Origin of the sequence: Microbacterium dauci (genome assembly GCF_030065535.1) — a bacterium.
Taxonomy (GTDB): Bacteria; Actinomycetota; Actinomycetes; order Actinomycetales; family Microbacteriaceae; genus Microbacterium; species Microbacterium dauci.
Window position 1 is genome coordinate 1 of record NZ_JASJND010000006.1, and the last position, 14,863, is coordinate 14,863.

The following is a 14,863-nucleotide window of genomic DNA, read 5'->3' on the forward strand; positions in this document are numbered from 1 at the left end:
ATCCGTAAGCAACCGAAACCGCGTCACCGCTCCAGCGTCTCAACCGATCCCCTCAACCTTTGTCAGACACGCCCTAGTGGACGTGACCCGCCGTGACATGCTCCTCGCCGCCGCCGTGGCATCCCTTTGGGGATTCAACTTCGTCGTGATCGACTGGGGGATGGCAGGCATTCCGCCGCTGCTCTTCGTCGCGATCCGATTCGCGGTCGTGTCGCTCGCGGTGCTGTTCGTGCCGCGCCCGCAGACTTCGTGGCGGGTCGTCGTCGGTGTGGGGCTCTTCATGAGCCTCGGGCAGTTCGGGCTGCTCTACACGTCGATGGCCCTCGGGCTCAGCCCCGGACTCGCGGCGCTCCTGCTGCAGGCGCAGGCCGTGCTCACGATCGTCATCGCGGCCGGGGTGCTGCGCGAGCGGCCCACGCTGCCGCAGGTGATCGGCGTCGGTCTCGGCGTGATCGGCCTCGCGATCGTCGCGCTCGGCCGCGGCGGTGATGCGCCAGCGCTCGCCGTCGTGCTGTGCCTGGGCGGTGCACTGTCGTGGGCGATCGGCAACGTCATCGCGCGACGCGCGGGGAACGTCCGCGGTGCGGGCCGAGCAGGGTCGCTCTCGCTCACCGTGTGGTCCGCGCTCGTCGTGCCCGTGCCCGCGCTCGCACTGTCATTCGCGATCGAAGGGCCCGAACAGATCCGTGCGGGACTCGCGGCGTTCGGCTGGACGGCTGCGCTCTCGACCCTCTACACCGCAGTGCTCTGCACCATCGTCGGGTACGCCGTCTTCAACGGACTGCTCGGCCGCAACCCCTCGGCCGCCGTCGTGCCGTGGATCCTCCTCGCCCCGATCGTCGCCATGATCTCGGCAGCGGTGCTGCTGGGCGAGGTGCCCACAGCGGCCGAGGCGATCGGCGGCGCGATCCTCGTCGCGGGTGTGTTGATCACGGGCATCCGGTCGCGGCCCGGCTCGCGCCCGCGGAGACATCGAGAGATCGCGCACGCGCGCTGAACCCGGCGCTGCCCGCTATGTTCGTTCCGGGAACGGAGTCTGGGGATGACGAACACCGTGCGGGTCAGTGTGGTCGACGACCACGAGCTCGTTGCCGTCGCCGTGCGCGCGCTCGTCGAGGCGACGCCGGGTGTGCAGTTCGGTCGACATGAGCGCACGGTCAGCGCGATGGTGCATCGCATGCGCGACGCGGACGTCGTCCTGCTCGATCTGAGCCTGCGTGACGACAGCACGCCGGGTGAGAACGTGGCTGCACTGCGCGCGTGGGGAGCCCAGGTCCTGGTGCTGACGTCGGCCGAGAACCCGTTCCTCGTCCGCGAAGCTTCGCGAACCGACATCCTCGGCATCGCGCGCAAGTCGCTGCCCGGTGAAGGACTGGCCCGAGCGATTCTCGCGGCCGCGGCGGGAGAACACGTCCCGAGCATCGAATGGGCGTCGGCACTCGACACCGATCCGCTCCTGTCCGCGGCACCACTGACCGCGCGGGAGCGCGAGGTGCTCGCACTGTACGCCTCGGGCATGGGCGCCAAAGAGGTCGGTGCGGCGCTGTTCGTCAGCGAGAATACGGTGAACGACCACCTGCGCCGCATCCGCGGGGTCTACCAGCAGTTGGGGCGTCCCGCCGCGACCAAGGTCGAGCTGTATCAGCGCGGCATCGAAGACGGGTTCGTCCCAGCGCCACGGCGTGTCTGAGCGGATGCCGCTCGGCCAGACGGGGCCGACCGAGCTCGGCGCTCGTCGTGTCATCGCAGCGGGCGCCGGTGCGTTGGCGGTCGTCGTCGTCGTTGCCGGGCTGCTGCTCGTGGCACGCGCCGGGGACCAGACCCTGCCGACCTGGTTCATCGTGTCGGCAGGGACGGTCGTGACGGCGTTCGTCGCGCTCGCAGTGCTCGCACGGTGGCTGTCAGATCGCTCCCTTCGTGGACTCGCGGCGATCGCCGCCGGCGGGTATGTCCTGGTCCTCGTGCTGTTCCTTCCCGCGCTGACGGTGGCGGCGGCGCTCGACCGGATCCCATGGGTGTTGTCGGCCAGCACAGCCGCGGTCGCCGCGGCACTGCTCGCCGGTGGCACCCGCGCGGCATGGGGCACGCTCGCCGTCGCCATCGTGGGATGCATCGCCTACCGCGTCGTCGTCGGCGGGCTCGACCTCGACGGGATCGTGAACGATGTGCAGACCGCGCTCTCGGCGACCGTCGTGTGCGTCATCTGCGTCCACGTGATCGCGACCAGCCGGGCGCTCGACCACGCGGCTGCCGAGGTCGGGGCGACCTCGGCAGCCGCTGCCGCGGAGCACGGAAGGCTTGCCGCTCGCACGCGAGCGGCAAGCCTGGTGCACGACGAGGTGCTCGCGACGCTGACGCTCGCCGGGGTGCAGGCGAGCGTGCCGCGGGACCGACTCGCGGCCCAGGCTGCGCGCGCGTCCGAGCTGGTGACGTCGCTCGCCGCGGCCGAGCAGCCGGCGCCCGACCTCGAGACGATCTTGCGCCGGGAGTCGGACCACGCGGCGGCCACGTTCCGGGTCGAGGGGCTCTCGGCCGTCGTGGCGCCGGTCGCGGTCATCGAAGCCCTCGCAAGTGCGGCACGTCAGGCGCTCGAGAACAGCCTGCGGCATGCGCGCGCGCAGCGGCGCGAGGTCGTGCTGCGGCATTCCGCGACCGGACTCTTCGTGGAGGTTTCGGACGACGGTGTGGGCTTCGACCTCGACTCGATCCCTGCCGACCGGCTCGGCGTGCGAACAAGCATCGTCGGCAGGGTTCGGGGTCTGCCCGGCGGTGCCGCAACGATCGACACGGCGCCTGGCCGGGGCACCCGCGTCCGCCTCGGATGGTCGACCGCTGCGGCCGAATCGCCTCGCGATGTCGCGGTGCCCATGCCTGCACGATTCGACCTCGCCGCGCTCGCCGTCGTCTTCGTCGTGGGGCAGGCGCTCTGCGCGGCTGTCGCAGCGCTCACGGCGGTGCGCGAGTCGGGTGATCTCGCGATCTTCGCCGCGATCCCTCACGCGGCGCTGTTCATGGCGGCGTTGGCGTTGTCCGAGCTCCTTCGGCGGTCGCCGAGGCCGATCCCGTCGGCGTTGCGCACGACGGCGGTCGTCATCGCCGCCGTCGGGATCGTCGCGGCGGGCAGCACCGTGGTCCCGTTGAGCTTCGGGATGTCGTGGTATGTCACCGCGATCGCGTTCGTCCTCGTAGCGCTGGTGTTCCGCTCCCGGCCCGGCCCGGCGGGCCTCGGCGTCGCCGGGATCGTCGCGGTCGTGCTCGTCGCCGGCGTGACGGTGGGGGCGACGCCTGCCACGATCGGGCTCATCATCGCGCGCCCGATCGTGCTCATCGTCGCCGCAATCGTCATGCTCCGTGTGGTGCGCGCGATGCGGCGTCGAACGGCGGCGTTGCACGCGGATGCCGCGGATGCCGCGCAGCGTGCCGCGTGGGATGCCGCCGCGCGGAGCGAGTTGGCGCAGCGGGTGGCCGACCTCGGGCGCGATGCGGTGCCGTTGCTCGGGCGGATCGCGGATGCCGCGACGCTCACGGACGCCGAGCGGCGAGCGTGCGTTGCGCTCGAAGGCGAGCTGCGCGACGAATACCGCGCGGGGGCACTGCGTCGCGGTCCGCTCGTCGCGGCCGCCAGACGCGCGCGGCAGCGAGGCGTCGACGTCGTGCTGCTCGATGACGCCGATTCCCCGCCACCGGCTCAGCTACTCGACGCGATCGCCGCATGGATGGCAGATCGGATCGACATGGCCGCCGTTCGTGTGGTTGGACGGCTCTCGCCGGCGGGGCGCGCCGAGCTCGCCTCGATCACCGTCGACGGCTCGACGACGCGCTTCGCCGCCGTCGAGCAGGGGGATCACTCCTCGAGGAGCTTCCACGGCGAATAGTCACGATCGAGGATCGAGCGCGCCGGGTCCTGGCCGCGTGACCACCAGCGGGCCTCGTAACCGACCCCGTCCTGGACCACTCGGTCACCCTGGTCGTACAGCGTCGTGGCATCCCATTCGGGATAGGTGCCGGCAGCGACCACGGGCAGTGCGAACGGTTCATCCTCGGCCAGGACCGGCCCGACGTACGTCCATGCCGACGCGGCGAGGTCGAGTGTCGGGTCGTCGGGTGTCGGGCCATCTTCGGTCCACCATTTCGAGACGTACACGCCGCCGTTCCAGACCACCTTGACGCCGGCGGAGTAGTACGTGGTGCTCTGCCACACCGGATACGGACTCGTGTCGGGATCGTCCGGGATGGGCTCGCCCGGGTCCGGGGCGCTCGTGCCGCCGTCAAAGTCGGCCGCGAGCAGGTCGACGAATCGCTCGCCGGCCTGCTCCACGCCACTGCAGGCAGGCGAGACGACATCGGTGTAGGGGTAGTTACTGCCGCAGGTGTGATCGCGGTTCAACGACCACATCGACATCCGAGCCAGCCCCTTCTCGGCAGCGAAGGCGTTGAGCTCCCGTGCATCGTCCAGACTGAAGACCTCGGTGGGCACATCATTGCGTCCGATCATGGGCGTTGCGCCGAGCAGCGCCCACGCGCCGCCCGTGGGAAGTGCGATGTGGTGCTTCTCCCACATGGTTGCGAGCTGCGTCGACGTCGCCGTCAGTGCCTCGGCGCTGACGCCGGCGAGTGACGCCGGCTCGGCGATGCCGTAGTTCATGGTCATGACGTTGACGCCGGCGAGTTCCACTCCCGCGTCGAGCATCGCGTCGATGACGCCGATGCCGTCCGCGGTGAGCCCCGTCGGTGCGACCGGGAGGGTCAACCAGACATGCAGGGGGTCATCTCGCTCGTGCTGCAGACGGGCGATCGCCGCGGCGCGGCGCACCGTCGCCGCGTCGTCGAGGAACGCGTCACCCTCGATGTCGAGGTCGATCGTGTCGACGCCGTATCTGTCGATGACGAGGTTGTACGCGTCGGTGAGCGCTGCGACGTTGCGGCACGCGAGGGCGAGTTCGGTGTTGATCGCGCCGCCGAACGAGACCGCCACGGGACGGCCCTCGCGCTGCAGGCGTTCGACGCGTCGGTCGAGGTCGAACCGTGTGGATGCCTCGTCGAGACTGTACGCGCGGCCCCAGGTGGGGGTGCACGCGTCGTCGGAAGCCGCGACGACGAACGCCAGCACGGTGCCGCCCGGAGACACCCCGAGAGAGCTGCGTGCGAGGTCGGCACCCTCTTCGAGGGTCACGTCGTAGTACGCGCCGAACCAGCGATCGGCGAGCGGCGCTCCGGACACCGGCGTTGGCAGGAGCGGGAGGACGGTGGATGCCGCGACGCCCGCCACCGCGACGCCGACGGCGAGGACGCTCAGCGACGCCCTCGCCAGCGAGAAGCGGCGTCCGGCGAACCGCGAGCCGTCGCGACCGCGGAGGAGCCGGGTCATTGCGCTGCCACCAGTTCGATCGGCCCGTCGTCGAGGACGGCGCGCCACCCGGCGGCGACGGACACGGTGTCGGGGTGCGACGATCGCACCGGAGCGTCGACCCAGACCCACTCCAGCCAGCCGTGCCAGAGGTCGGCCAGTGCGGCGCGCAGCCCGATCAGTCGGATGCCCGCCCAGGTGACGCAAAGGGCGGTGGCGGCGGCGAAGCCGAGCGCGACCCACGCGCCGTCCGCGGCGGACCGGACGGCGACGGACGTCGCACCGATCGCGATGACGACCGGTGCGAGCACGTACAGTACTCCCGCCGGGGTGCGGGCGTGCACCTTCGGCGTCCGAGCGAACGTCGCCTTGCGCCCCGAGAAGGCCTGCGCCACCGACGCGAAGGTCCCCGCGAGATTGACCGAGATGAGGAGCAGGTTGAGTCCGTACACGCCGACGACGTCGCGACGCCGATACCCGAGGCGGCGCAGGTCCGACGCCATCTCGATGAAGTACGGCAGCGCGATGAGCAGCAGGACGGCGCTCACCAGCTCGCCGTCGAGCGGCACGAGCGTGAGGAGGACGAGCAGTCCGAGTGTGACCCACGTAATCGATCCGAGGTAGTTGGCGCGCAGAAGGAACTCGGTCATGGGCATGGGGGCCTGTGTCGTCCGTCGCGCCGCGGCGAGGGCGCGCAGGCGGGGGAGGACGAGCAGCCCGCCGTTCGCCCATCGGCGACGCTGGATCACGAGTGCGCCGAAGTCCGGCGGCGTCGTGCTGTAACTGAGCCGCTCGGGGAAGTTCTTCAGGGTCCAGCCGTGCGCGGCGACGTCGATGCTGGCTTCGGTGTCTTCGATGACGGTGCGCCCGCGGATGAATCGTGTGACCGCGCGGCCGTCCTCGAGCTCGACGCTGCGCAGGTCTTCGAGCACCGCGCGTCGGATCATGGCGTTCGCGCCGACCCAGAAGGTGGCGCCGAACGCGGTGAGCCCCTGGTGCACAATGTGTTGCAGATCGGTCGTGGCGCCGGCGAGCCGTTCCAAGTGCGACGGGGCATCGCGATACGCGGAGTACGGCGTCTGGATGATCGCGATCCGCTCGTTGCCGGGCTGGACGAGGTCGTGGTGCAGCCGGGCGGCGTACTCGGGGAGCAACATCGAGTCCGCATCGAGCGTGATGATGGCGTCGCACTCCCGCACCGTGATCGTGTCGATGCCTCCATCAGTGCGCTCGAGCTCGACGCATGTGCCCAGCAGCGCGAGGTACGCGTTCAGGTTCATCGCCTTGTTCGGTTCGTGTGACAGCGCCGGGTACCGCTTCCGCTCGAACACGGATGCCTCGACGCCGAACGTCCACGCGACGCGATCGGTGAGCTGCACCGCACGGTCGAGTTCGAGTGTGCCCGCGTCGAGAAGCGCCGCAGCAGACGCCGCGAAGTCGTCCGCGAGTGCCAGAAGCACGCGCTCGACGAAGAAGCGCTCGACGTGTGTGCCGACCGGTTCCTCTGTGGCGGTGCGGCGGAGCCACATCGCAGCGTACGCATGGACATCCGCGACCCGCTGCGCGCGGGCGTCGGACGCGACGCTGCCGTCAACGAGATCCTGGCGCGCCGCGCGCGCGGCATCCGCCACCGGAGCGAAAGCCGTGGTGAGCTCGGCGGCGAGCGCACGCGTGCGGCAGAGCCGCTCGGCGCGGGGATCGGTCGCAGTCGCCTCGGGTGGATCGTCCAGAAGGAGGACGACCCGCAGATCCGGGACGCACTGCAACGCCGTGGACCACATCGCGAGTCGCACGAGTTCGGGATCTTCGTCGTACGAGGGCAACAGGGCGAGGACCCGGGTCGGCTGCGAGGCGAGGGCGTCGTCGATCTCGATGCGGCGGGCCCGCCGATGCGCGGCGAAGCGCGGGAGCGCGCCGGCGCGGGCGAGCAGATACATGCACGCCGAGAAGGTGAGGAGCGCGACAGAGACGAGGAAAACGATCGTCCCGCTCAAGTGCCACACGTCGCGGAGCGCCCCGCCACGCGACAGCGTCACGGCAGTGGCCGTCATGTACGCCACCCACAGCAGGATGCACGCCACGAACGCCGCTCGGGCCCGCACGATCACGGCCGCAGACGGTCGATCGTGCACGGCCGGCATTCCGGTGCCGAGAGCGTCACGGCGACGGCGCTCTCGCGACCGTCGCCGTGACGTCGTTGTTCGGGTCATCGCTCGTCCTCCCCCGGGCCGCATGCGCCCGACAGTGCACGAGATCTCCCCAGATGACTCGTGCTCGTCCAGTGTTCCGTCGGCGGATGCCTCGCATCGGCGATGTCGGCCACTGATTCTGGTGGTTGTGGCGGGCGGCGGGAGACGGCCCCGCGAAGGTGGGCCACTAGGCTGTCCGCGTGACACCCGAGTCCTCCGCCGTCGCCGTCGATGCCGCGCCCGTTCGGCGCACGTACAGCTTCCTCGGACCCGCCGGCACCTTCACCGAGGCGGCGCTCGCGCAGGTGCCCGAAGCCCGCGACCAGACGTGGCGCCCCGTCCGCAACGTGGGCGAGGCGCTCGCCGACGTCGTCGAGGGTCGATCGGATGCCGCGATGATCGCGATCGAGAACTCGGTCGACGGCGGCGTCTCAACCACCCAGGACGCCCTCGCCACCGTGCCGGGCCTGCGCATCGTGGGGGAGTACCTCGTCCCGGTCGACTTCGTGCTCGTCGCGAAGCCCGGCATCGCGCTCGCCGACGTGTCGGTCGTCGCCGCGCACCCGGTCGCGTACGCGCAGTGCCTCAGCTGGCTGACCGCGAACCTGCCCGAGCATGCGCACATCCCCGCGACGAGCAACGTCGCCGCCGCGGTCGGGATCGTCGACGGGCTGACCGAGGCGGATGCCGCGATCGCACCTCCCGGCATCCTGAAGCTCCACGACCTCGACCTGCTGGCCGAGAAGATCGGCGACAACCCGAACGCGGTGACGCGATTCGTGCTCGTCAGCCGCACGGCGCCGCCGCCTGCGCCGACCGGGGCCGACAAGACGTCCCTCATCGTCGAGCTGCCCGAGGACCACCCGGGCGCCCTGCTCGAGTTGCTGGAGCAGTTCGCGACGCGCGGTATCAACCTGTCGCTGCTCGCGTCGCGCCCGATCGGCGACGCGCTCGGCCGGTACCGCTTCGTCATCGACGCGGACGGCCACATCGAGGACGAGCGGATGGCTGACGCCCTGCTCGGGCTCCGCCGTTTCTCGCCGCGGGTGCTGTACCTCGGCTCGTACCCGCGCGCCGACCGCGCGATCGTCCGCTACCCCGCCCGGTACTCCGACGACGTGTTCGTCGAGGCGCGAGACTGGCTGCGCGGCCTCGTCTCCGGCGAGCCCGAGGCCTGACCTCACTCAGACCGCGAGCAGCTCCAGCGTGCGGATGCGGGAGGTGCCGGCATCCATCGGCTCGTCCGCCGTCGCGCCGGCGACCGGCGAGATCATGACCTCGTCGACGCCGTGCGCGGTTGCGAACGCCGTCAATCGTGCTCGGACGTCCGTGCCGGTGCCGACGAACCAGCGCTCTCGCAGTGTGTCGAGCATCGGGGTCGCGAGGTGGTCGACGGCTTCGGCGGATGCCGCCTCCTCGACGGTCTCGAGGGGGATGAGGGGCCGGTTGCCGCGCAGCCGCGCCATCATCCGCGCCTGCGGCAGCATCGCGGCATCCGCGACCTCTGCGGTGTCGGCGGCGACCGCGTTTGCAGTGAGGAACGTGCGGGGAGCTGCGAGCGTCTCGGACGGCTGGAACTGCTGGCGGTACAGGTCGAGCGCCCGCTCGAGCCCGTCGCCGGCGAAGTGGTTCGCGAACACGTACGGCAGGCCCATGCTCGCCGCGAGCTGCGCGGAGTAGTCGCTCGACCCGAGCAGCCACACCTCGGGCTGGCCGGTCGCGGCCGGCGTCGCATGAACGTCGTATGTGCCGCCCGACGTGAAGCGGAGCGCCGCGCCCTCGGGCGAGACGAGCGAGCGGATGTCGCGGATGTGCTGCGGGAACCCCTCGACGTCGCTCGTCGTGCCAGACTGGCGAAGCAGCTGCGTGATGACCGGGTCCGACCCCGGCGCGCGACCGATGCCGAGGTCGACGCGGCCGGGCGCGAGCGCCTCGAGCGCGGCGAACTGCTCGGCGACGACGAGCGGCGAGTGGTTGGGCAGCATGACGCCGCCCGATCCGACGCGGATCCGCTGCGTCCGAGCTGCGGCGGCAGCGATCAGCACCGGCGGGGTGGTCGACGCGACCGCCGGCATGTTGTGGTGCTCGGCGAACCAGTAGCGCCGGAACCCCAGCTCGTCGGCGCGCTGCGCGACCGCGAGCGATGCGGTCACCGCCTCGGCGCTGGTCTGCCCGGTGCGCACCGGGACGAGGTCGAGGACGGAGAGTGCGGGTGCGGTGCTCATCACCCAGTGCCAACCGGATGCCGCGCCACGGCATTCCGGCGACGGGGCATTCCGGCCTCAGTGCGACCGAGCTGCCTGCTTCACGTCCTCGTAGGCGTCGAGCGCCGCCTGCCGGGTCTCCTTCAGGTCGACGATCGGCATCGGCGGGCGGCCGTCCTCGGCGAGGTACTCGGGGGCCCACTGGCGGACGTAGCTGCCGTCGCCGTCGAACTTCTTCGCCTGCAGCTCGGGGTTGAACACCCGGAAGTACGGCGACGCATCGGCGCCGGAGCCGGCGACCCACTGCCAGTTGAACGGGTTGCTGGCCTCGTCGGCGTCGACGAGGGTGTCCCAGAACCACTCCTCGCCTCGGCGCCAGTCGATCAGCAGGTTCTTGATGAGGAACGACGCCGTGATCATGCGGACGCGGTTGTGCATGTAGCCGCTCTGCCAGAGCTCGCGCATACCCGCATCGACGATCGCGTACCCGGTCTGCCCCTGCTGCCACGCTTCGAGTGCGGTCGGCTTCAGCCTCGGCCAGTTGAACGCGTCGAACTCGGGTCGCAGGTTCTTCGTCGCGAGCTCGGGGAATCGATACAACGTGTGCCACGCGAACTCGCGCCAGCCGACCTCGGAGAGGAACCGAGACCCGCCGCCGGCTTCGACAGCCTCGTGCCACACCGTGTACGGGCTGACTTCACCCCACCGCAGCCGCGGTGACAGCAGCGAGGTCGCTCCGGCGCCCGGCTCGTCGCGGGTGCGGTCGTACGAGCCGAGGTCGTCACGGAGGAACTCGCGCAGGCGGGCGCGGGCAGCAGGCTCGCCGGGCTCCCACGTCTCGCGGAGCCCACCCGCCCAGTCCGGCTTCGTCGGCAGCAGGTCCCAGTCGGCGAGGTCGTCCGACGCCGGGGCACGGCCGGGGCCGTCGATCGCGCGGGGCTCGGGCAGCGGCGCGCGCGGCGCGGGCAGCGCGAGGCACGCGCGCCAGAACGGGGTGAACACCGAGAACGGTGTCCCTGCGCCGGTCTTCACGGTCCAGGGCTCGAACAGGAGCGACCCCGCGAACGACGCGACCTCGACGCCCTCCTCGCGGAGGCCCTGCTTGAGTGCGGCGTCGACCTCGCGCTCCGCACCGCCGTAGCGCCGGTTCCAGAAGACCGCTCCGGCACCGGCATCCGTCACCAGCTCCTGGACGATGCGCTCGGCGGGACCACGGCGCAGGACGAGGGTCCCGCCGCGCTCGCCGAGTCGCTCGCCGAGGGATGCCAGCGAGTGGTGCAGCCACCACTTCGCGGCGCCGCCGTGGGGGCGGATGCCCGGGCTCTCCTCATCGAGGACGTAGAGCCCGATGATCGGCTCGCCGCGGTCGATCGCGGCACGCAGTGCCGGATGGTCGGCGAGCCGCAGGTCGTCGCGGAACCAGACGATCGAGGGGGAGCTCATCCCCTCATCTTCCCGAGCGGCGCGGATTTCGCGGGGCCCCTTGCCATCGCACCGGCACGGTGCAAGGACGTCACGCGGGGAGCGTGTGGCCCTTCGGGACGGCGATGCGCAGCGAACCGGCGGCGATCCGGACGGCGACGTGCGTGGCCTCGCCGAACTCGTCGCCGTCGAGTTGCACGGGGTGCGCCTCCTGGGCGGCGAGGTCGATGCCGGTGCCCTTCGTGTACCGGACCGAGCTGTCGGCGGTGCGCAGCGACAGGATCTTGCGCCCGGCGCGGAACTTGCGCAGGAAGCTGTTGTCCCACGCGACGCGTCGCCACACCAGCAGCCAGCCGAACGCGCTGCGCGGCTGGAAGATCACGATGTCGAGTTCGCCGTCGGCGATGGATGCCTCGGGGATCAGCTCGAGCCCTGCCGGGAGCGAGCCGCAGTTCGCGAACAGCACGCTCTGCACGTTCGCGCGGTGCATCTTGTGGTTCGGCACCTGATACATCACGGGGAACGGCTTCGCCTGCACGAGCGAGCGGGCGGCGCCGTCGACGTACGCGACCCAGCCGACCTTCTTCTTGAGGTCGCTGTTGGTGTTCGCGATCATCGCGGCATCCAATCCCATGCCGCCCATGACGACGAAGGCGTGCTCCTTGGTCTCGCCGTCGGGGCGGCGGATGCGAGCGAGCCCGACGTCCATCGCATGCGTGTCGCCGTCGAAGGTCGCCTCGACCATCGCCGCCTTGTCCTCGAGGGGCAGGCGGAGGTTGCGGGCGAGGAGGTTGCCGGTGCCGCTGGGGACGATCGTGAGCGGCACGTCCGATCCGGTCATCGCCTCGCTCACCGCGCGCACCGTGCCGTCGCCGCCGGCGACGAGCACCGCGTCGACGCCCTCTTCGAGGGCCTGTCGGGTCACGTCGTCGCCGAGGTCGTCGACGGTTGTCTCGTAGAAGAGGGGCGCCGACCAGCCGGCCGCTTCGGCACGGGATGTCACGAGCGCGCGGAGCTCGTCGCCGTCGACCTTGATCGGGTTGTAGACGAGTGCCGCTTTCGGCTTCGGGCGGTCGTCGCTGTCCGAGAACGAGGTCTTCGTCCCGTCCTCATCGACGCGCTTCGCCTCGCCGGTCTCGCCGTCGGAGGTGTCGGGGCTGACGTCTCCGGGCTCGCGGATCACATCGTCGGGCTCGGCCGCAGCTGCGGCGTCGCGCTCAGGGGTCGTGCCGGATTCGGTCGCCATGGGTACAGGGTATTGCGGCACGTCAATCGGTCGGGGCCCCTTGCGCGGGCGGGGTCCCTCGGTGCAGGACGAGGGTTCCGAGCCCGCGACTAGACTTGCCGGGTGATCGATCTCGCTCTGCTCCGTGACGACCCGGCGCTCGTCAAGCGCTCGCAGGAAGCCCGCGGCGAGTCGGCCGACACGGTCGACGCCGCCATCGAGGCCGATCGATCGCGCCGCGCCGCGATCACCGCCTTCGAGGAGCTCCGGGCCGCGCAGAACGCGCACGGCAAGACCGTCGCGAAGGCCCCGAAGGAAGAGAAGGCTGCGCTCGTCGCCGAGGCGAAGATCCTCAGCGAGCAGGTCAAGGCGGCGCAGCAGGCCGTGGTGGCTGCTGAGGAAGCGGCATCCGCTGCCCTCGGCAAGATCGAGAACATCGTCATCGACGGTGTCCCGGCCGGCGGCGAAGAGGACTTCGTCCTCGTTCGCACGCACGGTGAGCCCGCGACCTTCGACTTCGAACCGCTCGACCACCTCGCCCTCGGCGAGAAGCTCGGTGCGATCGACATGGAGCGCGGTGCGAAGGTCTCGGGCGCCCGGTTCTCGTTCCTCACCGGCATCGGCGCGCGCCTCGAGCTCGCGCTCATGAACCTGGGCCTCGAGCGTGCGCTCGCCGCAGGATTCATCCCCGTCATCCCGCCGACGCTCGTGCGCCCCGAGGTCATGCGCGGCACCGGCTTCCTCGGCCAGCACGCCGACGAGGTCTACCACCTCGACGAGGACGACCTCTACCTCGTGGGCACGAGCGAGGTCCCGCTCGCCGGCTACCACATGGACGAGATCCTCGACCTGACCGCGGGCGCGAAGCGCTACGCCGGCTGGTCGACGTGCTACCGCCGCGAGGCCGGTTCGCACGGCAAGGACACCCGCGGCATCATCCGCACGCATCAGTTCAACAAGCTCGAGATGTTCGTCTACACGACGCCTGAAGACGCTGAAGCCGAGCACCTGCGCCTCGTCGAGATGCAGGAGCGGATGCTGCAGGACCTGGGCCTCGCCTATCGGGTGATCGACGTCGCCGCGGGCGACCTCGGCTCGTCGGCCGCCCGCAAGTACGACGTCGAGGCGTGGGTCCCCACGCAGGGCGCGTACCGCGAGCTGACGTCGACCTCGAACTGCACGACGTACCAGGCGCGCCGGCTCGACATCCGCTACCGGCCGAACGTCGAGGGCTCCACGCGCACCGCGCCGGTCGCGACCCTCAACGGCACGCTCGCGACGACGCGGTGGATCGTCGCACTGCTCGAGACGCACCAGCGGGCCGACGGCTCCGTCGTCATCCCCGAGGTGCTGCGGCCCTACCTGGGTGGACTCGAGGTGGCGGAGCCCATCGCGTGACCGCCGAGTCGCCGACCACCGGCCAGGTCGACGTCGTCCCCGCCGATGCGGCCAGCGAGGTCGTCGAGGAGGTGGTGGCGGATGCCGCGGAAGCGCCGTTCCGCCGGCTGCTGATCGCGCTCGACGTCGACGGCACCGTCCTGCTCGAGGACGAGTCGTACAGCCCGGGCGTCGTCGAGGCGGTCGCCGACGCGCAGGCGGCCGGGCACGAGGTGATGCTCGCGACGGGACGCTCGTGGGAGGGCACCCGCCACATCCTGGAGCACCTCGCGCTGACGCCCGAGTACGTCGTGTGCTCGAACGGCGCCGTCATCCTGCGACGCGAGGACGACGGCTACGTCCGGTTCCACACCGAGCAGTTCGACGCGACCGAGGTGCTCGAGCTGCTTCGCACCCACCTGCCCGACGCGCACTACATGGTCGAGCTCCCCGACGGGCGCCGGCTGTACACCGACGACATGGACGACTGGAACCTGTCGCGTGCCGACCAGGTCGCTTTCGCCGAGCTGCACGCGCAGCCGGTCTCGCGGGTCGTCGTCGTATCGGACGACGACACCGACCAGGACTTCGTCGACCTCGTCTCGCGGATCGGCCTGAACGAGGTCTCCTATGCGGTCGGCTGGTCGGCCTGGCTCGACATCGCCCCGCAGGGCGTCGACAAAGCCACGGCGCTGGAGCGCGTCCGCGAGTGGCTCGGGGTCGACGCGGCATCCGTGCTGGTGATCGGCGACGGACGCAACGACATCGGCATGTTCCGCTGGGCGCGGGCGCACGGTGGGCGCGCGATCGCGATGGGGCAGGGCCCCGAAGAGGTGCTCATCGAAGCGTCGGAGCGCACCGCGACTGTCGGTGAGGGTGGCGTCACCGCGGTACTGAAGGCCCTCTGACCCGGCCTTTCAGCGGTCCCACAGACGCCCGCGGGAGAATCGGGGTGTTCTGGGGTCGGCTAAGCTCGTGCTTTGTCTGACGGACGCTTCGCGCAGCCGTCGGGAGGGTTGTCCGAGCGGCCGAAGGATCCGGTCTTGAAAACCGGTGGGCAGCAATGTCCCGTGGGTTCGAATCCCACACCCTCCGCAGT

Annotated in this window: 11 protein-coding genes and 1 tRNA gene; 7 read left to right on the forward strand and 5 right to left on the reverse strand. The window is 70.8% G+C overall.

Annotation, left to right across the window (positions count from 1 at the left end):
• Positions 1-82 precede the first annotated feature (82 nt).
• From QNI14_RS08705 to QNI14_RS08715, 3 genes are read left to right on the forward strand one after another with little or no spacing between them, the layout of a single operon-like run.
• The gene (locus tag QNI14_RS08705) at positions 83-997 is read left to right on the forward strand and encodes an EamA family transporter (RefSeq protein WP_283716167.1); all 915 of its coding nucleotides are present in this window, start codon (positions 83-85) and stop codon (positions 995-997) included.
• Positions 998-1,042: 45 nt separating this feature from the next.
• On the forward strand, positions 1,043-1,690 hold the full coding sequence (locus tag QNI14_RS08710) for a response regulator transcription factor (protein ID WP_283716169.1): 648 nt from the start codon (positions 1,043-1,045) through the stop codon (positions 1,688-1,690).
• Positions 1,683-3,875: a sensor histidine kinase gene (locus QNI14_RS08715; RefSeq protein WP_283716171.1), complete on the forward strand. Its 2,193-nt coding sequence runs from the start codon at positions 1,683-1,685 to the stop codon at positions 3,873-3,875. Before QNI14_RS08710 ends, QNI14_RS08715 begins: the two co-directional genes overlap by 8 nt.
• Here the strand turns inward: QNI14_RS08715 and QNI14_RS08720 are convergent.
• Both QNI14_RS08720 and QNI14_RS08725 read right to left on the reverse strand, forming a co-directional pair.
• On the reverse strand, positions 3,845-5,368 hold the full coding sequence (locus QNI14_RS08720) for a chitinase (RefSeq protein WP_283716172.1): 1,524 nt from the start codon (positions 5,366-5,368) through the stop codon (positions 3,845-3,847). The two genes, QNI14_RS08715 and QNI14_RS08720, sit on opposite strands and share 31 nt — an antisense overlap.
• A complete protein-coding gene (locus QNI14_RS08725; RefSeq protein WP_283716173.1) occupies positions 5,365-7,479 on the reverse strand; it encodes a glycosyltransferase family 2 protein in 2,115 nt (704 codons plus the stop codon). Before QNI14_RS08725 ends, QNI14_RS08720 begins: the two co-directional genes overlap by 4 nt.
• Positions 7,480-7,736: 257 nt before the next feature.
• On the opposite strand from QNI14_RS08725, the gene pheA reads away from it, so the two are divergent.
• A complete protein-coding gene (gene pheA / locus QNI14_RS08730) occupies positions 7,737-8,714 on the forward strand; it encodes a prephenate dehydratase (RefSeq protein ID WP_283716175.1) in 978 nt (325 codons plus the stop codon).
• Between the two features lie 6 nt (positions 8,715-8,720).
• Here the strand turns inward: pheA and QNI14_RS08735 are convergent, their stop codons facing one another.
• The 3 genes from QNI14_RS08735 to QNI14_RS08745 form a co-directional block, all read right to left on the reverse strand.
• Positions 8,721-9,761 carry an LLM class flavin-dependent oxidoreductase gene (locus QNI14_RS08735; protein ID WP_283716176.1) on the reverse strand — a complete coding sequence of 347 codons (1,041 nt, stop codon included), beginning with the start codon at positions 9,759-9,761 and terminating at the stop codon, positions 8,721-8,723.
• Between the two features lie 57 nt (positions 9,762-9,818).
• Positions 9,819-11,183 (reverse strand): cryptochrome/photolyase family protein, encoded by a 1,365-nt coding sequence (locus tag QNI14_RS08740; RefSeq protein ID WP_283716178.1) that lies wholly within the window; start codon positions 11,181-11,183, stop codon positions 9,819-9,821.
• A 70-nt stretch (positions 11,184-11,253) separates the two neighbouring features.
• The gene (locus QNI14_RS08745; protein WP_283716181.1) at positions 11,254-12,408 is read right to left on the reverse strand and encodes a diacylglycerol/lipid kinase family protein; all 1,155 of its coding nucleotides are present in this window, start codon (positions 12,406-12,408) and stop codon (positions 11,254-11,256) included.
• 102 nt (positions 12,409-12,510) lie between these two features.
• Between QNI14_RS08745 and serS the strand changes: the two genes are divergently transcribed.
• The 3 genes from serS (at position 12,511) to QNI14_RS08760 (ending at position 14,859) form a co-directional block, all read left to right on the forward strand.
• Positions 12,511-13,785 (forward strand): serine--tRNA ligase, encoded by a 1,275-nt coding sequence (gene serS, locus QNI14_RS08750; protein WP_283716183.1) that lies wholly within the window; start codon positions 12,511-12,513, stop codon positions 13,783-13,785.
• Positions 13,782-14,672 carry an HAD family hydrolase gene (locus QNI14_RS08755; RefSeq protein ID WP_283716184.1) on the forward strand — a complete coding sequence of 297 codons (891 nt, stop codon included), beginning with the start codon at positions 13,782-13,784 and terminating at the stop codon, positions 14,670-14,672. The genes serS and QNI14_RS08755 overlap by 4 nt, the downstream gene beginning before the upstream one ends.
• A 102-nt stretch (positions 14,673-14,774) precedes the next feature.
• Positions 14,775-14,859: transfer RNA gene (locus QNI14_RS08760), tRNA-Ser, on the forward strand.
• Positions 14,860-14,863: the final 4 nt, after the last annotated feature.